Origin of the sequence: Kineosporia mesophila (assembly GCF_021129235.1) — a bacterium.
Taxonomy (GTDB): domain Bacteria; phylum Actinomycetota; class Actinomycetes; order Actinomycetales; family Kineosporiaceae; genus Kineosporia; species Kineosporia mesophila.
This window is the reverse complement of sequence record NZ_JAJOMA010000004.1, coordinates 67,630-88,834: the sequence shown is the minus strand read 5'-3', so window position 1 is coordinate 88,834 and position 21,205 is coordinate 67,630. Positions and strand designations below refer to the sequence as shown.

Annotated in this window: 22 protein-coding genes; 12 read left to right on the top strand and 10 right to left on the bottom strand. The window is 70.9% G+C overall.

All coding sequences use genetic code 11. The annotated features are described in order from the left end of the window. Positions 1–529: 529 nt before the first annotated feature. Positions 530–760, bottom strand: coding sequence for an acyl-CoA carboxylase subunit epsilon (locus LR393_RS07035; protein ID WP_231482482.1), 231 nt, complete (start codon positions 758–760; stop codon positions 530–532). A gap of 9 nt (positions 761–769) precedes the next feature. Continuing rightward, positions 770–2,392 (bottom strand): acyl-CoA carboxylase subunit beta, encoded by a 1,623-nt coding sequence (locus LR393_RS07030; protein ID WP_231482481.1) that lies wholly within the window; start codon positions 2,390–2,392, stop codon positions 770–772. A 111-nt stretch (positions 2,393–2,503) separates the two neighbouring features. Here LR393_RS07030 and LR393_RS07025 point away from each other — a divergent pair, with 111 nt between their 5' ends. The 3 genes from LR393_RS07025 to LR393_RS07015 are packed head-to-tail and all read left to right on the top strand — an operon-like array spanning position 2,504 to position 4,924. Beyond that, positions 2,504–3,349, top strand: a complete 846-nt coding sequence (locus tag LR393_RS07025; protein ID WP_231482480.1) for a biotin--[acetyl-CoA-carboxylase] ligase — start codon at positions 2,504–2,506, stop codon at positions 3,347–3,349. A gap of 7 nt (positions 3,350–3,356) precedes the next feature. After that, a complete protein-coding gene (locus LR393_RS07020; protein ID WP_231482479.1) occupies positions 3,357–3,947 on the top strand; it encodes a PH domain-containing protein in 591 nt (196 codons plus the stop codon). Beyond that, the gene (locus tag LR393_RS07015) at positions 3,947–4,924 is read left to right on the top strand and encodes an adenylate/guanylate cyclase domain-containing protein (RefSeq protein WP_231482475.1); all 978 of its coding nucleotides are present in this window, start codon (positions 3,947–3,949) and stop codon (positions 4,922–4,924) included. The genes LR393_RS07020 and LR393_RS07015 overlap by 1 nt, the downstream gene beginning before the upstream one ends. Positions 4,925–4,946: 22 nt before the next feature. Here LR393_RS07015 and LR393_RS07010 read toward each other — a convergent pair whose 3' ends face one another. After that, entirely contained in the window at positions 4,947–5,558 is a 612-nt protein-coding gene (locus LR393_RS07010) for a GtrA family protein (RefSeq protein ID WP_231482472.1), read from the bottom strand. A gap of 176 nt (positions 5,559–5,734) precedes the next feature. On the opposite strand from LR393_RS07010, the gene LR393_RS07005 reads away from it, so the two are divergent. Then, complete coding sequence (locus LR393_RS07005; protein ID WP_269326845.1) at positions 5,735–6,916, top strand: 5-(carboxyamino)imidazole ribonucleotide synthase; 1,182 nt, start codon at positions 5,735–5,737, stop codon at positions 6,914–6,916. 26 nt (positions 6,917–6,942) lie between these two features. Then, positions 6,943–7,524 carry a 5-(carboxyamino)imidazole ribonucleotide mutase gene (gene purE / locus LR393_RS07000; RefSeq protein ID WP_231482467.1) on the top strand — a complete coding sequence of 194 codons (582 nt, stop codon included), beginning with the start codon at positions 6,943–6,945 and terminating at the stop codon, positions 7,522–7,524. A 143-nt stretch (positions 7,525–7,667) separates the two neighbouring features. On the opposite strand, the gene LR393_RS06995 is transcribed toward purE, so the two are convergent. The 5 genes from LR393_RS06995 to LR393_RS06975 form a co-directional block, all read right to left on the bottom strand. Continuing rightward, positions 7,668–9,074, bottom strand: a complete 1,407-nt coding sequence (locus LR393_RS06995) for an LCP family protein (protein WP_231482465.1) — start codon at positions 9,072–9,074, stop codon at positions 7,668–7,670. Further along, the gene (locus LR393_RS06990) at positions 9,071–9,514 is read right to left on the bottom strand and encodes a CoA-binding protein (protein ID WP_231482462.1); all 444 of its coding nucleotides are present in this window, start codon (positions 9,512–9,514) and stop codon (positions 9,071–9,073) included. The genes LR393_RS06995 and LR393_RS06990 overlap by 4 nt, the downstream gene beginning before the upstream one ends. Before the next feature lie 152 nt (positions 9,515–9,666). After that, positions 9,667–10,641 carry a UDP-glucose 4-epimerase GalE gene (gene galE / locus LR393_RS06985; protein ID WP_231482460.1) on the bottom strand — a complete coding sequence of 325 codons (975 nt, stop codon included), beginning with the start codon at positions 10,639–10,641 and terminating at the stop codon, positions 9,667–9,669. Between the two features lie 120 nt (positions 10,642–10,761). Next, complete coding sequence (locus tag LR393_RS06980) at positions 10,762–11,550, bottom strand: endonuclease/exonuclease/phosphatase family protein (protein WP_231482457.1); 789 nt, start codon at positions 11,548–11,550, stop codon at positions 10,762–10,764. Next, entirely contained in the window at positions 11,534–12,445 is a 912-nt protein-coding gene (locus LR393_RS06975) for a phosphotransferase (RefSeq protein WP_231482453.1), read from the bottom strand. Before LR393_RS06975 ends, LR393_RS06980 begins: the two co-directional genes overlap by 17 nt. Before the next feature lie 39 nt (positions 12,446–12,484). Here LR393_RS06975 and nudC point away from each other — a divergent pair, with 39 nt between their 5' ends. After that, complete coding sequence (nudC, locus tag LR393_RS06970) at positions 12,485–13,399, top strand: NAD(+) diphosphatase (RefSeq protein WP_231482451.1); 915 nt, start codon at positions 12,485–12,487, stop codon at positions 13,397–13,399. Positions 13,400–13,431: 32 nt separating this feature from the next. Here the strand turns inward: nudC and LR393_RS06965 are convergent, their stop codons facing one another. Next, entirely contained in the window at positions 13,432–13,971 is a 540-nt protein-coding gene (locus LR393_RS06965) for a nucleoside/nucleotide kinase family protein (protein ID WP_231482449.1), read from the bottom strand. Positions 13,972–14,057: 86 nt separating this feature from the next. Next, the gene (locus LR393_RS06960; protein ID WP_231482448.1) at positions 14,058–14,318 is read right to left on the bottom strand and encodes a mycoredoxin; all 261 of its coding nucleotides are present in this window, start codon (positions 14,316–14,318) and stop codon (positions 14,058–14,060) included. A 100-nt stretch (positions 14,319–14,418) separates the two neighbouring features. Here LR393_RS06960 and LR393_RS06955 point away from each other — a divergent pair, with 100 nt between their 5' ends. The 6 genes from LR393_RS06955 to LR393_RS06930 all read left to right on the top strand — a co-directional run bounded on the left by LR393_RS06955 (position 14,419) and on the right by LR393_RS06930 (position 21,205). Next, positions 14,419–16,551 carry an ATP-dependent DNA helicase UvrD2 gene (locus LR393_RS06955; protein ID WP_231482440.1) on the top strand — a complete coding sequence of 711 codons (2,133 nt, stop codon included), beginning with the start codon at positions 14,419–14,421 and terminating at the stop codon, positions 16,549–16,551. A gap of 101 nt (positions 16,552–16,652) precedes the next feature. Next, positions 16,653–19,280 (top strand): FtsK/SpoIIIE domain-containing protein, encoded by a 2,628-nt coding sequence (locus tag LR393_RS06950; RefSeq protein ID WP_231482439.1) that lies wholly within the window; start codon positions 16,653–16,655, stop codon positions 19,278–19,280. Then, positions 19,280–19,921 carry a hypothetical protein gene (locus LR393_RS06945; protein ID WP_231482438.1) on the top strand — a complete coding sequence of 214 codons (642 nt, stop codon included), beginning with the start codon at positions 19,280–19,282 and terminating at the stop codon, positions 19,919–19,921. Before LR393_RS06950 ends, LR393_RS06945 begins: the two co-directional genes overlap by 1 nt. Before the next feature lie 266 nt (positions 19,922–20,187). Then, on the top strand, positions 20,188–20,478 hold the full coding sequence (locus tag LR393_RS06940; protein ID WP_231482437.1) for a hypothetical protein: 291 nt from the start codon (positions 20,188–20,190) through the stop codon (positions 20,476–20,478). Positions 20,479–20,725: 247 nt separating this feature from the next. Beyond that, the gene (locus tag LR393_RS06935) at positions 20,726–20,956 is read left to right on the top strand and encodes a WhiB family transcriptional regulator (RefSeq protein ID WP_231482904.1); all 231 of its coding nucleotides are present in this window, start codon (positions 20,726–20,728) and stop codon (positions 20,954–20,956) included. 81 nt (positions 20,957–21,037) lie between these two features. Beyond that, on the top strand, positions 21,038–21,205 hold the full coding sequence (locus LR393_RS06930) for a hypothetical protein (RefSeq protein WP_231482436.1): 168 nt from the start codon (positions 21,038–21,040) through the stop codon (positions 21,203–21,205).

Here is a 21,205-nt window from a genome sequence, read left to right as displayed (position 1 = left end):
ACGTGCTCGTGACGTGCCCTGACTGGTCCTGGTCGGCGGGGCCTCGACGGACGACCGGGGCACCTGGGCGGGCAGCGAAATCCCGATCAAGCCGGCTTCGTCGACGCACGCGGGGGGGTTCTGGTGAGGGTGGGCAAGCAATGTGTACACCTGGTACATCCGGTACCGGATGTACCAGGTGTACACATTGCGCAGGGGGTCTGTCTGGGTGGCCGGCTCCCGTGGGTCCCGTGGGTCCCGTGGGTCCGGTGGGTCCGGTGGGTCCGGTGGGTCCGATGGCCCACTGCACCCGGTGGGTCCGATGGCCCACTGCACCCGGTGGCCCACTGCACCCGGTGGCCCACTGCACCCGGTGGCCCGGTGGCCCGGTGGCCCGGTGGCCCGGTGGCCCGGTGGCTGCGGGCTGCGGGCTGCGGGCTGCGGTTTGTGGGCTGTGAGCTCGGGGGTGCGGTGGCTCGGGGCCTGGGGCCTGGGGCCTGGGGCCCAGATCGCCCCTGGGTTCCTGAGGGCCTGGACGCCGGAATGTGGGTCAGCGTGCCCGGCCCGATGCCCGCCAGGCACCGGGACCGGGTGACAACTGCTGTCGTGTCAGGGATGCCCGGTCGGTCCAGCTCGAGGTCGGCCCGGCCTCCTGCCCCAGTGAGCCGTCGGAGCTCCCCACGGTCCTGATCACCGCGAGCAGCGCGGCCACCTCTTCCTCGGTCGCGTCCCCGCGAACCAGACGCAACAGTGGTCGCTCAGTTGATTCGTCCTCAAGCATGAAAGATCCTCACAGCGGGATGTTGCCGTGCTTCTTCGGCAGCGACTGCTCGCGCTTGGTGCGCAGGGCCCGTAGTGCCCGGACGACGTGCTCGCGGGTGCGGGACGGCTGGATCACGGCGTCGATGTAGCCCCGCTCGGCCGCGACGTAGGGGTTGGCCAGAGTGTCCTCGTACTCGGTGACGAACTCCTGACGGGCCGCCTCGACGTCGCCGCCGGAGCTCATCACCTGCTTGATCTCGTTGCGGTAGAGGATGTTCACCGCCCCCTGGGCCCCCATCACGGCGATCTGCGCGGTCGGCCAGGCCAGGTTGATGTCGGCGCCCAGATGCTTGGAGCCCATCACGTCGTAGGCACCGCCGTAGGCCTTGCGGGTGATCACCGTGACCAGCGGCACGGTGGCCTCGGCGTAGGCGTAGATCAGCTTGGCGCCGCGCCGGATGATGCCGTTCCACTCCTGGTCGGTGCCGGGCAGGAAGCCCGGTACGTCGACGAGCGTGAGCACCGGGATGTTGAACGCGTCGCAGGTGCGCACGAACCGCGCGGCCTTCTCCGAGGCGTTGATGTCGAGACAGCCGGCGAACTGCATCGGCTGGTTGGCCACCACCCCGATCGGCGCGCCCTCGACGCGTCCGAACCCGACGATGATGTTCGGCGCGAACAGGGCGTGCACCTCGAGGAACTCGCCCTCGTCCACCAGGTGCTCGATCACCGTGTGCATGTCGTAGGGCTGGTTCGCGGAGTCGGGGATGAACGCGTCGAGCTCGTCGTCGGGCTCCTGGTCGGCCTCGAAAGGCAGCGCCGGGGCGTCGGACAGGTTGTTGTCCGGCAGGTACGAGACCAGCGAGCGCACGTACTCCAGCGCGTCCGCCTCGTCGGTGCCCAGGTAGTGCGCGTTGCCGGAGAGCGTGTTGTGGGTGCGGGCCCCGCCGAGCTCCTCGAACGTGACCTCCTCACCGGTGACGGTGCGGATCACGTCGGGGCCGGTGATGAACATGTGCGAGGTCTGGTCGACCATCACCACGAAATCGGTCAGCGCCGGGCCGTACACGTGCCCGCCCGCGGCCGCGCCCATGATCAGGGAGATCTGCGGGATCACGCCGGAGGCCTTCACATGATGGGCGAAGATCTCGCCGTACAGGCCGAGCGAGACCACGCCCTCCTGGATCCGCGCGCCGCCACCCTCGTTGATGCCGATCAGGGGCACCCCGGTGCGCACGGCCATCTGCTGGATCTTGACGATCTTCTCGCCGTAGACCTCGCCCAGCGAGCCGCCGTAGACCGTGACGTCCTGGCTGAACACGCACACCTGGCGGCCCTCGATCGTGCCGTACCCGGTGATCACGCCGTCGCCGTAGGGACGTCTGCGATCCACCCCGAATGCCGTCGACCGGTGCCGGGCCAGTTCGTCGAGCTCCACGAACGAGCCCTCGTCGAGCAGCGCGAGCAGGCGCTCGCGGGCGGTCTGCTTGCCCTTGGCGTGCTGTTTCTCCACGGCCCGCTCGGAACCGGCGTGCACGGCCTCGTCGCTGCGGCGGTGGAAGTCGGCCAGTTTCCCGGCGGTCGTGTGGATGTCGGGATGCCCGGCCGCGTCGGGCCCGCCGACCTCGTCGATGGATACCGGGTCGGACATCGCGCGCTCCCTCGTCGGACGGCTCGGAACTCTCGCGAGCCTAGCCGCGTATCCCGCCCCCGTACCGGACCGGATCGGGACGCAGGTCACACCCGGCCTATCCTGATCGGCATGTCAGCCGACTGGACCGATCTGGATCGCCCACCCCTGCGGCAGGCGTCGCTGCGCGCGGCCCTGGCCTCCGGGCCGGACGCGTGGAGCCGCGTCGACGTGGTCTCCGAGACCGGTTCCACCAACGCTGACCTGATGGAACGGGCCAAGGCGGGGGAGAGCGGCGGTGCGGTGCTGGTGGCCGACAGCCAGAGTTCGGGCCGGGGACGCCTCGGGCGCGAGTGGGTCAGCCCGGCCCGTTCGGGCCTGGCGGTCTCGGTCCTGGTGCGTCCCACCGCCCCGATCGAGAACTGGGGCTGGATCAGCCTGCTGACCGGGGTCGCCGTCACCGACGCGCTGACCCGGGTCTGCGGTCTGCCCGCCACCCTGAAGTGGCCCAACGACGTCCTGCTGCCCACGATCGACGGCAACGGCTACGCCGGCGACCATCTGAAGGTCGCGGGCATCCTGGTCGAGGCCACGCCCGGCGCCGTAGTGATCGGTATCGGGCTCAACGTCAGCCAGTCGCAGGACGAACTGCCGGTACCCACCGCCACCTCGCTGCGGCTGTCCGGCTCGGCCACCACCGACCGCGACACGGTGCTGCGGGCGGTGCTGCGCTCGCTGGCCCGCCGGCTGGCCGAGTTCGAGAGCGACGGGCCCAGCGGCATCGCGGCTGCTTACCGTGAACGCTGTTCCACGATCGGTCGCACCGTGCGGGCTGAGCTGCCTGGTGGGGTCAGCCGCACCGGCATCGCCGACGGGGTGGACGACAGCGGGCGTCTGCTCTTGCTGACACCAGATGGTGTCATTTCGCCTCTTTCGGCAGGCGACGTGGTGCACATCCGCAACCCAGAAACGGCATGATCTGCCCATGGGTTTCCCGACGCGTCTCCTGGCCGACGATGAACAACTCGTCCTGGTGCTCCGCCGCCACATCAAGGTCATTGCCTGGCCGATCCTGCTGCTGATCCTCGTCCTCGCCCTGATCGGTGCGAGTTTCCTGCTGGGCCAGCCGATCGTGACGATCGTCGCGGCCGGCCTGGGCCTGCTCGTCGCCCTGCGCTGGGTGCTCTGGCCGATCCTGGTCTGGTGGAACGAGATCTACGTCGTCACCACCGAGCGCCTGATCCTGCGCCGGGGCGTGCTCAACCGCTCCGGCCACGACATGCCGCTCACCCGGCTGAACGAGGTGTCGTTCGAGCACAGCCTGATCGAGCGGATGCTCGGCTGCGGCACACTCAAGGTGGAGAACGCCAGTGACGGCGGTCCGCTGGTGCTGACCGACATCCCGAAGGTCGAGCTGGTGCAGCGCACGCTGCACGAGCTCTCGGACGACGCGCGGGGCTACGAGGGTGGCCGTCCGCTCGACCCCTCGATCGCCCGTTCCCTCGACAACGCCTTCGACGAGGAGTACCGCGGTCCGGCCGCCGCCGACACACCCGAAGACCACGGACGCCGCTGATGACCAACCGGGACGAGTTCACCTCCCACCTGCTCGGCGGCCCCTGGACGCTGCGCCGGCGGGAGGTGGCCAAGCGGGTCGGCGTCTCTCTGCTGTCGGCCCGCAAGCTGTGGCGCGCCCTGGGATTTCCCGGGGTCGACGACGAGGAGGTGGCGTTCAACGACACCGACCGCAAGGCCCTCGAACGCGCCGTCGGGCTCGTCCGGCACGACCTGATCGACGAAGAGACCGCGATCGCCTGCGCCCGGGCCCTGGGCCAGACCACCGACCGGCTGGTGTCCTGGCAGATCGAGGCCCTGCTGGAGTTCCTCGCCAGCCGTAGTCCCAGCGGTGTTCCCGAAGACCCGATCAAGCTCATCGAGCAGCTCACCCCCGAGCTCGAGGAGCTGCTGCTCTACTCGTTCCGTCGTCAGCTGGTCGCCGCGATCAGCCGTTTCGACGCCGCCTCGGGCCGTCCCGCCGACGCCGTCACGGTCTGCTTCGCCGACCTGGTCTCCTACACCCGTCTCTCTCGCCGTCTGCCCCGCCGGGAACTGTCCCGGCTGGTGCAGCGGTTCGAGGGGCTGGCCTCCGACGTGGTCACGGCCGGGGGCGGCCGGGTGATCAAGACGGTGGGCGACGAGGTGCTCTTCATCGCGCCGGACGAGATGACCGGCGCCCTGATCGCCCTGTCCATCTCGGCCCGGATGGCCGACGACGACGTGGTGCCGGACGTGCGGGTGGGCATGGTGCACGGGCCGGTGCTGCGCAGCCTCGGCGACGTGTACGGCAACACGGTCAACCTGGCCAGCCGCCTCACCTCGCTGGCCGAGCCGGGCACGGTGGTCACCGATCCGGGCACGGCCAAGGCACTGCAGAATCACCCCGGCATCGAGCTGGTCGCCCAGCGCCCCCGGCTGGTTCGGGGGTTCGGTCAGGTGCAGCCGTTGCTGGTCGCGCCGATGGGGATCAGCGACCAGCTGATCACGGTCGACTGAAACTAATTGAGGTCCCCCAGCCCTAGCGGGCCGGGTGGTGCCCCCAGCTGTTGTCGCCCGACGTCTTGGGGCGGACGTTGATCTCCTGATGGGCTTTCTCCTCGAGGTCCTCGGCGATCGCCTCGGGTGTGCCCGGGGGAGTCAGGTGCTTCGAGGCCCCGGCCCCGGCCTGGTCGTCGGTGAAGACGAACGTGCGGTAGGCCCAGAACCGGAACAGGGTGCCCAGCACCAGGCCGATCACGTTGCCGGAGATGTTGTCGGCCAGCGGTGAGTCCAGGCCCAGGATGTAGCGGGAGAAGCCCAGGCAGGCCAGGGCGATGGCCAGGCCGGCCCCGTTCATCACCAGGAACAGCACGAACTCGCGGCGGCGCGAGGCCCGGCGGCGGTGGCGGAAGGTCCAGTAGCGGTTGCCCAGCCAGGCCACCAGCGTCGCGACCAGCACCGAGATGGTCTTCGCGGTCAGCGGCTTGTGGCTCAGCCCGAGCGCGTCACCGGCGCCGCTGTGCAGCAGCAGGTTGAACACACCGGTGTCGACGATGAACGCGACGCCGCCGACGGCACCGAACTTCGCCACCTCGCGGTACAGCAGATCGACCGACCTGCGCAGGCGGGTAAAAGGTGAATCGGCAGCCATTGGCCAAACAGTGCCATGACTACCTGAGGATCGCTAAGCGGAGACGGGCCTCGTACACGTACGCCCGACGCATCGTTACTCTGACCGCCGTGAGCTCCACACCCCGCACCCCCGAAACCACCGGCCCCGACGCGACCGGCGCGACCGGCCCGTTCGGAAAGGTCCGGCTCACCCCGCTGACCGCGGCCGACCCGATCCCCGGGGGCTTCCCGACCGTCGGGGTGATCGGTGGCGGGCAGCTGGCCCGGATGATGCAGCCCCCGGCCGTCGAGATGGGCGTGCGCCTGCGCGTGCTGGCCGAGTCCGAGGCCGCCAGCGCCGCGCTCGCCATCCACGAGGCGCCGGTCGGCGATCACCGTGACATCTCGGTGGTGTCCGCGTTCGCCTCCGGCGTCGACGTGATCACCTTCGAGCACGAGCACGTGCCCGGCGCGATCCTGGAGAAGCTCGTCGCCGACGGGGTGCCGGTGCGTCCCGGCCCGGCCGCGCTCGGCTTCGCCCAGGACAAGATCGCCATGCGCCGCAAGCTCACCGACCTCGGGCTGCCCTGCCCGCGCTGGGCCCAGGTGCGCACGTGGGACGAGCTGGCCGCGTTCGCCGCCTCGCTGGACGGCGGGGTGGTGCTGAAGACACCGCGCGGGGGGTACGACGGCAAGGGTGTTCTGCTCTTCGACGAGCTGGCCGGGGAGAAGGCCGACACCGCCCGTCAGTGGCTGGCCGCCGCCGGGCCGGACGGGCTGCTCGCCGAGGAGAAGGTCGCCTTCACCCGCGAGCTCGCCGCCCTCATCGCCCGCAGTCCTTCCGGCCAGGCCGCGGCCTGGCCCGTGGTCGAGAGCACGCAGAAGGACGGCATCTGCCACGAGGTGATCGCCCCGGCACCCGGCCTGACCGAGGATCAGGCGGCACAGGCCACGAGCGTGGGGCTGCGGATCGCCGGTGAGCTCGGCGTGGTCGGTGTGCTCGCGGTCGAGATGTTCCAGACCGCCGACGGCCGCATCCTCGTCAACGAGCTGGCCATGCGCCCCCACAACTCCGGGCACTGGACCATCGACGGCGCCGTGACCAGCCAGTTCGAGCAGCACCTGCGGGCCGTGCTCGACCTGCCGCTGGGCGACGTGAAGGCCCGCTCGCCGTGGACCGTGATGGTCAACGTGCTGGGCGGCGAGTACGAGGACCTCTACCGCAGCTACCTGCACGTGATGGCCCGCGACCCGGGTGTGAAGGTGCACATGTACGCCAAGGAGGTCCGGCTCGGCCGCAAGGTCGGCCACGTCACCGTCTGCGGTGACGACCTGGACGACTGCCTGGACCGGGCCCGGCACGCCGCGGCGTTCATCCGCGGCGACATCGACGAGTGATCCGACGAGTGAACGAGGTTTCGGCAATGACTGCTCAGCCACTGGTCGGCCTGGTCATGGGCTCGGATTCGGACTGGCCCGTGATGGAGGCCGCCGCCCTCGCCCTGGAGGAGTTCGGCGTCCCCTACGAGGCCGACGTGGTCTCCGCCCACCGCATGCCGCAGGAGATGATCAGCTACGGCGCCGCCGCCCACGAGCGGGGTCTGCGCGTGATCATCACCGGCGCCGGGGGTGCCGCCCACCTGCCCGGCATGCTGGCCAGCGTCACCCCGCTGCCGGTGATCGGGGTGCCCGTGCCGCTGAAGTACCTGGACGGCATGGACTCCCTGATGTCCATCGTCCAGATGCCCGCCGGGATCCCGGTCGCCACGGTCTCCATCGCCGGCGCCCGCAACGCCGGCCTGCTCGCCGTCCGCATCCTGGCCGCCGGTGAGGGCGAGTTCGCCGCCGGCCTGCGCACGGCCCTGGTCGACTTCTCGGTGTCACTGCGCGACGCCGCCCACGCCAAGGGCGAGAAACTCCGCGCCCGGGCGAACAGCGCCGCCACCGAGTCCGGCGTGGGCCCGGCCGAGCCCGTACGCCCCTCGACGGGCTTCACCGCCCGCTGAAACCTTCCGTGATCATGCAATCCCCCAGCCTCCGGCCGGGAGGTACCCCCACTTCCCCGGGGAACGGTTGCATGATCACGGAGGATTGGTGAGGGGCTGCCAGCACCCGCGGCCGTGGTCCGTTCGGTCTGAGTACCTCCGGCTTACTTGTCTTTCTGCTCGTCGGCCAGGGCTTGGAGGGCTGAGGTGTCGTCGCTCTTCAGGGCGGCGAACATCTGCAGGGCCTTCTGCGTGTCCCACTTCACCGCGGACATGCCGTTGACGCGGTAGTCGACGTTGCCGATGGGCACGGTCATCGAGATGCCCTCGCTGCCCGAGACCGCCTTCATCGCCAGGACGAACTTGGTCAGGGCGACCGGGCCGGTGTTCTCGTCGATCGTCAGGGCCCCGCCGCCGGCCTTGGCCGCCGGGATGGCCCGCCAGGGCTGGATCAGTGTGCCGGGGGAGAGAGTCTTCTTGGCGATGGCGGCCAGGGTCTCGCGCTGCCGCTCGACGCGGCCGAGGTCACCCTTGGGGTCGCTGTACCGGGCGCGGGCGTAGCCGAGGGCGGTCTTCCCGTCCATCTGCTGGCAGCCCTTCTTCAGGTTGATGTGTGCCTTCGCGTCTTTCATGTTGCGCTGGGGGCACAGCTCCACGCCGCCGATCGCGTTGACGATGTTGGCGAAGCCACCCAGGCCGGTCTCGACATACTCGTCGATCTTCACGCCGCCGACGTTCTCCAGGGTCTGGATCAGCAGCGTCGGCCCGCCGAAGGAGTACGCGGCGTTGATCTTGTTGCTGCCGTGGCCCGGGATCGGCACGTACGAGTCACGCGGCACGCTGATCAGCACCGTCGGGCCGCTGCCGGAGGGTACGTGCAGCAGCATGATCGTGTCGGTGCGCTGCCCGGCGACCGAGCCGGTGCCGAGCTCCTTCTTCTCCTCGGCACTCAGGTCGTCACGGGCGTCGCTGCCCACCACCAGGTAGGTACGGCCCGGGGTGTCTTCCAGCTTCGAGTCCTGGTGCGCCGGTTCGATCGCGTCGACCCGGTTCAGGCTGGACCAGGCCGTGAACCCGAGAATGATCGGGTAGGCGATGAGCAGACCCACGACGATCAGCACCACCAGCTTCACGCTCGGCCGGGGCAGGCTGCGGCCGGTGCCCACCGCCGACGGCCGGCTGCCGGGGCCACCCGGCCCACGACCACCCGGGCCACCGGGACCCCGACCGCCCGGACCGCCCGGACCGCCCGGACCGCGACCGCCAGGAGCACCGGCGCCGCTGTCGTCCGCGCCCCGCGACCTGGCCCCGTACGCATCGCCGCCCGGACCGCCGGGGACACCACCGCGTCCGTAAGCCTCGTCGTGCTCGTCCACGTACTGCCCGTACTGCGCGTGCGGGTCGGCGCCGCCGTGCTGGCGGTACATGTCGCCGACCTCGTCGTTGTCCTGGTCGTAGGGGTACTCGTCCCGCCGGGCACCCCGCGGGTTCTGCGGGTTCTGCTGATCTCCCGGGCGCCGGCGCGGACGGCCGGCCGCCTCGTCGGGTGACCAGTAGTTGTCGTCGCTCATGCCACTCCCAGTCTCGGAGCCTCGATGGCCGGGCAGGTGTTCATGATGACCTTCAGGCCCGCGGCGCTCGCGCGGGCGGCCGCGGCCTCGTCGATCACGCCGAGCTGCAGCCAGACGGCCTTCGCGCCCACGGCGATCGCCTCGTCCACCACATCGCCCACCAGTTCACTGCGGACGAAGCAGTCGACCACGTCGATCGGGCCGACGGCCGCGGTGGCCTCGGTGAGCGTGCGGTAGCCGGTGGCGCCGTGCACCTTCCCGGCCTTCGGGTGCACCGGCACGATGCGCATGCCGAGGTTCTGCACGTAGCGTGCGACACCGTAGGCGGGGCGGGCGCGGTTGTCGGACAGCCCGACCACCGCCCAACGTGCGGGCGTGGTGAGCAGGCGCTGCATCACGCCGGGATCGTTACGGTGCGCCTTGGGTGGGCCGGTCTCCATACGCACAGTCTGCCCTGAGACTCCGACAAAATGCCGCACTGCGGGAACCAGTCCCAGGGAACTGATGACAAGGCCGACTTTCCGTCAAACCCCTGCTACGCAACGACACCTGGGGTACAGGGCTGCACCCCAGGTGTGCGCGTCGTCTTTGGTTACCTGGCGACCGACTGCCACGCCGCCCAGGCGGAGGCGACCATGTCTTCCAGGCTGTGCCGGGTGTCCCACTCCAGGTCACGCTGGGCCAGCTGGCCGTCGGCCACGATCCGCGCCGGGTCGCCCGGGCGCCGGTCGACGATCTTCGGCTCGAAGGCGATACCGGTGACCTTGGCGACCGCGGTCATGATCTCGAGCACCGAGGCGCCGCTGCCGCTGCCCAGGTTGTAGACCCGCTCGATGTCCTGGCCGGCCTCCATCCGGGCGGCCGCCGCGACGTGGGCCAGGGCAATGTCCTGCACGTGCACGTAGTCGCGCACGCAGGAGCCGTCGGGCGTCGCGTAGTCGTTGCCCCGGACCTGTGGGATGCCGCCCTCGGTGAGGGTTTTCAGCACCACCGGGAACAGGTTGTGCGGGCTCACGTCGTAGATGTCGGAGTGACCCGAGCCGACCACGTTGAAGTACCGCAGCGAGGTGTGGGTCAGGCCGGAGACCCGGCCGACGTTGCGCAGCAGCCACTCGCCGATGAGCTTGCTCTCGCCGTAAGGGCTTTCGGGCGTCGTGGCGGTGCTCTCGGTGACCAGCTCGACGTCCGGTGTGCCGTAGACGCCTGCGCTGGAGGAGAACACGATGTTCTCGACGCCGACCTCGGCCATCACCTCGAGCAGCACCTGGGTGCCCTGCACGTTCTGGGTGTAGGTGTGCAGCGGCCGCTTGACCGACTCGCCCGCGTACTTGAAGCCCGCACAGTGGATCACGCCGGTGATCGGGGTGCCGTCGGGCTCGGTCAGAGCCGCCCGCACCGCGTCCCGGTCGAGGATCGAGCCTTCGTGGAACCGCGTCCCGGAGCCGACGAAACCCCGTACTCCGGTCGAGAGGTCGTCCAGGACCGCGACGGACCGCCCGGACTCCTCGAGGCAGCGGGCAATATGCGCGCCGATGTACCCGGCGCCACCGGTCACAAGCCATGTCATATCGGCAACCCTACCCACCGGGTCTGAACGCCCGGATCACGGCCACTGTCAGAACGATGTCAGAGCATGTCGAACGGCCGGGCAAAGACCCCGCCAGGGCCGAAACTCACCCGGGAACGGTCAGCCCGGCAGGTCGAGAACTACCCGAACGGCACGGTGGTCGCCCACCGGAAGGTCCGCGACGCCCGCTCCCCGGGCCCGGGTGCCGGGCGGCAGGCCCACCCCGAGCACGTGGTCGAGCTGCACACCCGGCCGCCACCCGGGAAAGGTCGGCGTGTTCACCAGGGGCGTCCAGCCGGTGAGGGCCCGGACCGGCAGCGGCGGCAGGTTGAGGTCGCCGAGCACCACCACCGGGCCGTCGGCGAACTCCGCCACCCAGGTCCGCAGGCGGCGCAGCTGACGCACGTTCACCCCGGGCACGAACGACAGGTGGGTGCACACCACGGTGACGCCGTTCGCGAGCCGCGCGGCGAGTGCCACCCGGGGCTCGTCCTTCAGCCAGACCAGGCGCGGGGGCCGGCCGGGCACCGGGAGGGGGAAGCGGCCGCGGGCCGGTTCCATGGTCAGCGTGTGCCAGGTGAGCACCTGAATGCGGGAGATCAGGCAGATTCCGTAGGCGGGCCCGTCCACCGGGCCGCCGGAGTAGGGCACCCAGGTCTCCCCGGGCGTCCCCAGGACGGTCGGCTCGAAACGGGCCCACCGGGTGTCCAGGGCCGCGGCCAGAACCGAGGTGTGGTCGAGACCGGAGCGGGCCTGGCCGAGGTCGACCTCCTGGCAGGCGAGCACGTCGACGTCGAGCGTCACGGCCGCCGCGGACAATGCCTCGGTGCCGGCCGCGACCCCCTGGGCCGTGCGCCCGGAGAACAGGTTCAGCGAGGCCAGGCGCAGGCTCTCACCAGGGTTCGTCACCGACTCCGGCCTCCAGGTCGGCGAGCATCTGGACGGCGTCGTCCACGATGCCCGCGTCGTTGCTGTGCACGCCGTGCAGCAGCCAGCGGGCGATCGCGAACTCGCCGGACAGCCGCGCGCGGCGCACCAGGTCGGTGTCCACCGGTTCGCTGCGGGCGGCGGTGTAGGCCGCGAAGACCGGGCGCATGGCCGGCTCGGTCGCGCCGATCGAGACCCAGGCCAGGTCGTCGGCGGGATCGGCGACCCGGGTCTCCGACCACTCCATCACCCCGGTGACCTTCTCGCCCTCGGCCAGCACGTTGTCGCCGGCCAGGTCGCCGTGCACCACGCAGGGCACGAAACGCCAGGCGCCGACCTCTTCGACGGCGTGTTCCCAGCGGGTCAGCAGCCGCACCGGGGTGAGGCCGGTGGCCGCGACCCGGTCGAGCTCGGCCAGCCGGCGGAACCGGTACTCCTCGGCCGTGTAGACCGGCATCCCGGCCTCCTCGGCCAGGTGGGTGGGCAGGTTGTGGATGGCCGCGATCGCCTCGCCGTACGAGGCGGCCAGGGCCGGGCGGTGCAGCAGTTCGAGAGGACGCACGGCCCGTCCGGGCAGCCGGCGGTGCACCAGGGCGCGCCCGCCGTTGCGCAGCGGGGCGACACCCTCGGCCTCGGGCAGGCCGAACGGCACCCAGGAGCGCAATTTGCCGACGAGCTGCGACTCCGCGTCCAGGCGCATCCCGGCCACGTCGGTGCGCGGGGCCCGCACCACCCAGTGCCGGCTCAGATTGTCCTCGATCAGGGCGGTGTCGACGTCGTCGGCGGTGGCGTCGAGGGTCTGCGTGCGCATCGGTTCCAGGCCGTTGACGGCGGCCGAGGCCAGTGCGGCCAGGGAGAGGGGCGATCGGGAGGGCACCCGACCACCGTAACCGCGGATCCCGATTAGGGTGCGGCTATGTCATTGGAGCGTCTCGCCCTGTCCCGTTCCACGCTCGACCGGGCGGCCCACCGCCGGGCGGATCCCGGCCTGATCGACAGCCTGCTCGACGACCCCCGGACCCGGGTCGCGCTGTTCCACGAGGGCGAGACCGCGGTGACCGACGCGCCGACCGTGCTGCTGTGGCCCGTGGAATCCGTGCTGAACCTGAAAACCGACGGCCAGCAGTTCTTCCTGGGTACCGACGGCGACGGTCGCGACTACCTGGCGCTGTCCGTGTCCGAGCGCCCGGCGGTGCCCGAGGGAGTGCGCTGGGCCTCGCTGCGGGAGGTCGGCTCGCTGCTCGACGACACCGGCGCGGGCATCTTCACCACCGCGGTCGCGCTGACGGCCTGGCACACCTTCCACACCCACTGCTCGAACTGCGGCGCCGCCACCGGTGTCGCGCAGGGCGGGTGGGTCCGGCAGTGCCCCGAGTGCCTCCGTGAGCACTACCCGCGCACCGATCCCGCGGTGATCATGTCGATCGCCGATCAGGATGACCGCCTGCTGCTGGGCCGTCAGGCGAGCTGGCCGGAGAACCGTTACTCGACGCTCGCCGGGTTCGTCGAGCCGGGCGAGTCGCTGGAGGACGCGGTCCGCCGGGAAGTGGCCGAGGAGGCCGGTGTGGTGGTCGGGGAGGTGCAGTACCGGGGCAGCCAGCCCTGGCCGTTCCCGTCGTCCCTGATGCTCGGTTTCCACGGCCGGGCGCTCGGCAGCGAGATCAAGGTCGACGAGGTGGAGATCGCCGAAGCGCGCTGGTGGAGCCGCGACGAGCTGCAGGCCGACATCAAGGCAGGCACGCTGGTGCTGCCCCCGGCCGTGTCGATCGCCCGGCGGCTCATCGAGAACTGGTACGGCGCGGCGATTCCCGATGACCCCTCGGGTTGGTGACACGAATTGAAGACGAGGTTGTCACCTCGCGCTCACGGCCGCAGGGCGGGCCGGTCCGGATGATCGAAGCGGGCGACGAGATCGGCGTGCTTCGCCGGCTCGGCGTCCGCCAGGTACCGCGACCACGCACCCGTGACGCGGGCGGCCTCCTCCGGAGGTAACCGGCGTCCTAAGGCATTGACCGAGACGTCGAGATGCACGACCAGATCGAACGCCTCGCGGATGTCGTCGCGGGCCAGGAACCGGCCGTCCACGACGGCCACGGTGCCCGCAGGAGCGGGTTGAGGGGGCGTGCGCACCGAGCGGTCGGTGTGCGGATCGCGCAACCGGGGCAGCCAGGTGTGGCGCCCGTCCGGCAGCAACGCGTCGAGCACCTCCCGGCGCAGCGCCGGGAAGTCGTAGTACAGGTCGTAGACCGCGTCCGGGTCCTCGCGCCCGTACTCCAGCCGCACCGAGCGCCCGCGCAGGAAGTCCTTCGCGCTCACCCGGGCGACCGGCACGGCGCTGTTCTCCAGCTCCTGCGCGATCGCGTCGGCCAGCCGGGCGGTGTCCGCCTCGACCGGCCCGTCCACGCCGAGGCGCAGCCGCCGGCCGTCGCCCGACAGCGCGATCAGCTGCCGGACGACGTGCTCGGCGAGCTCCCGAAGAGTCAGGGGACTCAGGCAGTCGGGACGAGGCGCGACTTGACCTCGGCCAGCGAGGGGTTGGTCGCGGCGCTGCCGTCCGGGAAGACCACGGTCGGCACGGTCTGGTTGCCACCGTTGACCGACATCACGTACTCGGCGGCGTCGGGCACCTCTTCGATGTTGACCTCGGTGTAGCCGATGCCATCACGGTCGAGCTGCTTCTTCAGCCGATTGCAGTAGCCGCACCAGGTGGTGCTGAACATGGTGATCGTGCCGGGTGCCGGGGTCTCCATCGCAACCTTCCTCAGGTCCTTCGCCTAACTCGTCGAGCTCTCAACATCGCCACCCGGGGCTGTGTTCCCGGTGGCCGGGCCCGGCTGAGAGACTGCACCGATGACCAACCCAGCCCACGGCGCCGACGGCATGCTCGCCGGGCTGGACCCCGAACAACGTGAGGTCGCCCTCGCCGTGCGGGGCCCGGTCTGCGTACTGGCCGGGGCCGGCACCGGCAAGACCCGCGCCATCACCCACCGCATCGCCTACGGCGTGCACTCCGGCGTCTACAAACCGCAGCAGGTTCTCGCCGTCACCTTCACCGCCCGCGCGGCCGGCGAGATGCGCACCCGCCTGCGCCAGCTCGGCGTCGGCGGCGTCCAGGCCCGCACCTTCCACGCCGCGGCCCTGCGCCAGCTCGGCTACTTCTTCCCCCGCGTGATCGGCGGCCGCCCGCCGGAACTGCTCGAGCACAAGGCCCGCATGGTCGCCGACGCCGCGTCCCGCCTGCGGCTCACCGTCGACCGCGCCGCCGTGCGCGACCTGGCCGCCGAGATCGAGTGGTCGAAGGTCTCGCTGCTCACTCCCGAGAGCTACGTCAAGGCCGCCCGCACGGCCGGCCGGGGCGAGCCGGGCGGCTTCGGCGTCGAGAGCGTCTCCCGGCTGATCCAGGTCTACGAAGAGGCCAAGACCGACCGCGGCGTGATCGACTTCGAAGACGTACTGCTGCTCATGGCCGGGCTGATCGAGAGCTACCCGCACGTGGCGAACGAGGTGCGCGGCCAGTACCGGCACTTCGTGGTGGACGAGTACCAGGACGTCTCCGCCCTCCAGCAGCGCCTGCTCAGCCAGTGGCTGGGCGACCGCAAGGAGCTGTGCGTGGTCGGCGACCCCAGCCAGACCATCTACTCCTTCACCGGCGCCTCGCCCGAGCACCTGATGACCTTCCAGCACACCTACCCCGACGCCACCGTGGTGCGTCTGGTACGCGACTACCGCTCCACCCCGCAGATCGTGGCCCTGGCCAACCGGCTGCTCGCCCGCCGGGTGAAGACCTCCGGCCCCGCCCCCCTGGAACTGCGCTCGCAGCGCGAGGCCGGCCCGGCACCCCGCCTGAGCAGCCACGACGACGACGCCGCGGAGGCTGCGGCCGTGGTCAAGCAGGTGAGCGCGCTGCTCGAGGACGGAGTGCGGATGCGCGAGATCGCCGTGCTCTTCCGCACCAACTCGCAGTCCGAGCAGATGGAGCAGGCTCTGGCCGACGCCGGCCTGGCCTACGTGCTGCGCGGCGGCGAGCGCTTCTGGGCCCGCAAGGAGGTGCGCGAGGCGGTCATGCTGATCCGCGGCTCGGCGCGCGGCGGGCTCGGCGACGGCACCCTGGGCGAGTCGGTGCGCGACGTCCTGTCGCACTGCGGATGGACGCCGGCGGCCCCCACCGGGGTCCAGGCCGGTGGGGTGCGCGAACGCTGGGAGTCGTTGCAGGCCCTGGTCGCGCTCGCCGACGACATGCAGGCGGCGCGTTCCGACGCCACCCTCTCCGACCTGGTGACCGAGCTGGACGAGCGCGCCTCGGCCCAGCACGCCCCGGCCGTCGAGGGCGTCACGCTGGCCTCGCTGCACGCCGCGAAGGGCCTGGAGTGGGACGCGGTCTTCCTGATCGGGGTGTCCGAGGGCCTGATGCCGATCTCGTTCGCCGAGAACTGGGACGCGGTGGAGGAGGAGCGCCGGCTGTTCTACGTCGGCATCACCCGGGCCCGCGAGCACCTGCACCTGTCCTGGGCCCGGTCGCGCAACCCCGGGGGCCGGGCGAGCCGTAACCCCTCGCGGTTCCTCGACGGACTGTTCCCCGAGGCCGGTGCGGACACCGTCTCCCGGCGGGCGCAGAAGGTGCGCGAGCCGCAGGAGGCCCGGGCCGCCGCCGCGCACCGCCCGCCGCCGGCCCTGTGCAAGATCTGCGGCCGGTCGCTGACCGGGGCGGTGGAGCGCAAGGTCGGCCGCTGCTCGTCCTGCCCGACCGGGTACGACGAGCAGACGCTGCAGAGCCTGCGCGACTGGCGCGCGGCCGCCGCCGAGGTGACCCGGGTGCCCGCCTACGTGATCTTCACCGACGCCACGCTGATGGCCATCGCCGAGGCGAACCCGTCCGAGCCCGGCGAACTCGCCCGGGTGCCCGGCGTGGGGGCCGTCAAGCTGCAGAAATGGGGGGACGACGTGCTGTCCGTGCTGTCCGGGGCGCCGTGGGAGTCCGCTTAGCGCCACTTCCGGGTGCTCGGTGATCGCCGTACCGCCTATCGTGGTTCGTGACACTTGGGCACACCTGGGCTCGGTACGGTCACATTTCGGAGGATCACTCGGTGGTCAGCGCGAAGACGCTGTTCGGACGGGCCGTCAACACGCACCGGCAGGCCGAGGGGCTGCTCGATGCGGTGCGCGAGCGTCTCGACCGGCTCGAGGCGGAGTCGACGCACAGCGCCGAGTCGGCCCAGCAGCAGACCGCGCTGGCGGCCCGGCTGGAGCGGGCCGCGGCTGACGCCGCCCCGCAGTGGCTGGGGGCACCCTGGGCGGTGATCGGGGAGCAGCGTTTTCCCCTGGAGCACTCCGCCCGGGCCGGCGACCCGGCGATGATCCGGATCGGCGACGCGCAGCCCCTGCCCGGCGTCGGGTTCCCGGTGATCGTCCCGTTCACCGGGGTCGGCCACATCGCGATCGACACCGACGCCCGCGACCCGGCCGTCGCCGGGCTCCTGCGCAGCATCATCACCCGGCTGGTGGCGGCTTTCCCGGCCGGTCAGCTGCGCCTGCTCGCCGTCGACGGGGGTGCCCTCGGCGCCCCCCTGGCACCGTTCCACCCGCTGGTGCCCGCCGGCGTGATGAACGAGCCAGTCAGCGACCTGGACGAGTTCCGCGAGCTGCTCACCGAGGCTGAGGAACAGGTGAAACAGGTGCAGGCGGGCCTGAACCCGTCGCCCGACGTACTCGTCGTGGTGACCGCCGCGCTGCCCGCGAGCTGCACCCGCAGCGACTACTCCCGGATCGCGGCCCTCTCGCACGCCGGCCCGGCCGCCCGCGTGCACCTGCTGCTGACCGGCTGGGGGAGCCCGAGCCGGTCCCGGTCGGCGTGGGACAAGGCCGTGCCGCTGGAACGCACCACGATGATCACCGCCGACCCCTCCTCGCACGGGCACTTCCGGGTCGGCGACCCGCCGCTGGAGAGCTTCGGAGCCGAGGGCCGCGCACTCAACGCCACGGTCACACTCGACTCCCCGCCCCCGCCCGGCCTGATCGACGAGCTGTGCCGCCGGGTCGCGGCCAAGGCCGAGTCCGACGGCGCGCTGCTGTTCGACGACCTGGTGCCCGAGCGACTCTGGACCGAGTCGTCGATCACCGGGCTGACCACGCTGGTGGGCCGCATCGGCCGGGGCGACGCGGTGGTCTCGCTCGACGACCAGACCCCGCACTGGCTGGTCGCGGGCCGCACCGGCTCCGGCAAGACGGTGTTCCTGCTCGACATCCTCTACGGCCTGGCCGCCCGCTACTCACCCGACGAGCTGGCGCTCTACCTGCTGGACTTCAAGGAGGGCGTGTCGTTCTCGGAGTTCATCCCGACCGAGATCGACCCGACCTGGGTGCCGCACGCGCGCACCGTCGGGGTGGAGTCCGACCGGGAGTACGGCCTGGCCGTACTGGCCGAGCTGGTGCGCGAGATGAGCCGCCGGGCCGCCGCGATGAAGAAGGCCGGCGTCACCAACCTGGCCCAGCTGCGCACCTCCCGGCCCGACGTGGCGCTGCCGCGCATCCTCACCGTGATCGACGAGTTCCACGTGCTGCTCAAGGGCACCGACGACACGGCCAAGCGCTCGGTCGCCCTGCTGGAGGAGATCGCCCGCAAGGGCCGGTCCTACGGCATCCACCTGATCATGGCCAGCCAGTCGGTCTCCGGCATCGAGTCGCTCTTCGGCAAGAGCACGTCGGTGTTCGGGCAGTTCGGCATGCGGGTCGCGTTGTCGGGGGGCGGCGGCATCCTGAACGCGATGAACGACGCCGCGGCCGCACTGCCGATCGGCCAGGTCGTGCTCAACCACGCCGCCGGGGTGGCCAGCGCCAACCGCCGGGCCCGGTTCCCCGACGCGGACGCGTCCAGCCTGCACGCGCTGCGGCACCGGATGTGGGAAATGCGCACCCCCGGCTCCCCGCCGCCCGCGGTCTTCATCGGGTACGCCGAGTACTCGGTGGACGAGGCCCCGCCGCCCCCGCGCCGCGCCACCGGCCGCCGCCGCAAGGTCGCGCTGGTCGGCCGCCAGGTCGACGTGGGCCTGTCGTCGGCCGGCTTCCCGCTCGACTCCTCACCCGGCCGTCACCTGGGAGTGCTCGGCACCTCGGCGGTCGGCGCCGACGTGCTCGCCTCGGCCGCGATCAGCCTGGCCCAGCAGCACGAGCCCGGCGAGGCCAGTTTCCACCTGGTCAGCCTGATCGGGTCGGCCGAGGAAGACGTCTTCATCCTCGAGCAACGGCTGCAGCGTGCCGGGCACCGGGCCGAGATGTTGCGCCTGCCCGAGTACCGCGAGCTGCTGCGGAAGTTCGCGAACACCCCGCCCGACCGGATGCGGCCCAACTACCTGTTCGTCTACGGCGCCGACGCGGCCGCCTCCTCGCTCCGGCAGAAGAAGCCCGGCCGGGCCGCGGGTATCGACGACTTCCGCACGATCCTGCGGGAGGGCCCGGCCTCCGGGGTGCACATCTTCGGCTGGTGGCGCGGCGTGCGGCGTCTCAGCGACGACCTGGGGTCCACGGGCAAGGACGACGTGGCCGGCCTGGTCGCCCTGAACGTGAAGGGCAACGAGGTGGGCCTCCTGCTCGGCCGGGCGAACCTGCGCTGGCAGCCCCGGCACAACCGGGCCCTGCTGATCGACCGGCACGAGGACCGCGAGGACCTGATCGTGCCGTTCGTGTCGCCCGGCCGTTACAGCGAGGAGTTCGCCTGATGCCGCCGTCGTCCCCGCAGCAGGGCTGGGCCGAGTACGCCGAGTACGCGCGCCGGCTGGACTCGGTGCGGGCCGAGGAGAACGCCCGCACGGCCGGCATCCGCGAGGGCGCCGCCGAGATGTCCGAGCACGCTGACGAGCTGGTGGCCCGTCTGGAGAACCAGCGCTACCACCTGTCGGCCTTCGCCCAGAAGGCGAAGCTGAAGTTCCCGCCGGAGGCCGGCACCCGGCCCGAGGGGCACGTGGAGCCGCAGACCGACCTGGGCCGGGTGGCCCAGCTGATCGACGAGGCCGAGATCCAGGGGGCGGACGCCCACAACCGGGCGATCCAGCCGAATCTGCTGCCCCGTCTGGGCAGCGGGCTACGCGGTTTCGTGGTCTTCGGGGTGACCGCGCTGGTGATCATGGCGGTCCAGTTCATCGGGTTCGCGACCACCGGCAACAACCCCGACTTCCTCCGGTACGGCGTGCTGGTGCCGCTGGTCGGTTTCGTCGCCGCGTCGCTGCTGCTGCGGCTGGGCAACAAGGGCCGGGACCCCGACGTGACCCCCGCGCCCGTACCCACCCGGCTGGGCCTGCTGATGTGCTTCGGGGCGCTCCCGGTGCTTTTCCTCATCCTGATCGCGGCCAACCGCAGCTGAGACCAGAGGTCCGGCAGAGGTTGCGCAGAGCCTGACCACGCACTCTCAAAACTTTTTTGGAACTTCTAAAAGTCTTGCGCGGCAAGGACAAAGGACCACCTACTGACCCGTTCGGGTGGGTGCCGCGAAGTATTCGCCATTAAATACGTTGTCCGCCAGGCACGGGGGCGTCTACTCTCGATCTCGTTGTCCTGTCAGTGACAACAATCGCACCACGGCAGGCCTGAAGAAGGTCGGCCCGGGACTAGAGCAGGAGGTGGCGACACGTGAAGACCACGATTGACATGCGGATCACCGCCGCCACCGTCGCCGTCCAGGGCAAAGCCGCGTCCGTGTCCTCATCGCTGAATGAGGTCCGGTATCACGTCGGCGCGACTGAACTCGTGAACACGGGTGCAGTCTGCCTGCAGCCCGCTCCGTTGTCCCTGGGTTCCTCCTGGGCCGGCGCCATGAGTGGGGCTGCTGCCGCCAAGGCTGGCCGTCTGGCCGCCGTGCGACCGTCCTCCGATTTCTTCAAGCCCCTTTACGGGTCACAGGCCAGCGATGGCACCGGATAGGCATACGCCGCTTCCGGCCTCGCGAAAAAGCCGTGGACCCCAATCGGGGTCCACGGCTTTTTCGTTGTCTGACAAGGGTTTTCAGGTTTCCGTGATGAGCAGAACGTCCAATCTCAACTCCAATTCAGCGAAAGATGAAACAGCTCCCGGCCGTAACCGGGGGAACAACCCGAGGGGGATGAAACCCGTGCAGCTCACCGCCTTGCTCGACGCCTTGGTGGAAGAGATCGACGAGACCTCGACCGAGATGCCCTGCCGGGTGTTCGACGCGGAGCTCTGGTTCGCCGAGTCTCCGACGGATGTGGAGCACGCGAAGGCACTGTGCCGCGATTGCCCGGTGCGGCAGGAATGCCTGGCCGGCGCGCTGGAGCGCAACGAACCGTGGGGCGTCTGGGGTGGCGAGCTCTTCGTCGCCGGCGTGGTCGTCGCGCGCAAGCGCCCCCGGGGCCGGCCGCGGAAGGTCGTGGTGGCTGCCTGATCTCCGGATCCGGCGGCCGCCCGCCCCGAGCACCCGAAGTTTTACTCACATAATGTTTTTCGTTTCCAGGGGGAAACTGCCATGCACGCCAGCCTGTACAACTTCGAACTGATGAAACTGCAGCACCACGAGGCCAGGGCACTCGCCGCCGACGAGCGCTACGTCAGCGTGGCCAAGCGCGCCCGCCGCCGCACGAAGCGGGCACCGTGGACGAAGGCGACGACGGCCCGGGTGGGGTCGGTCCGGTAG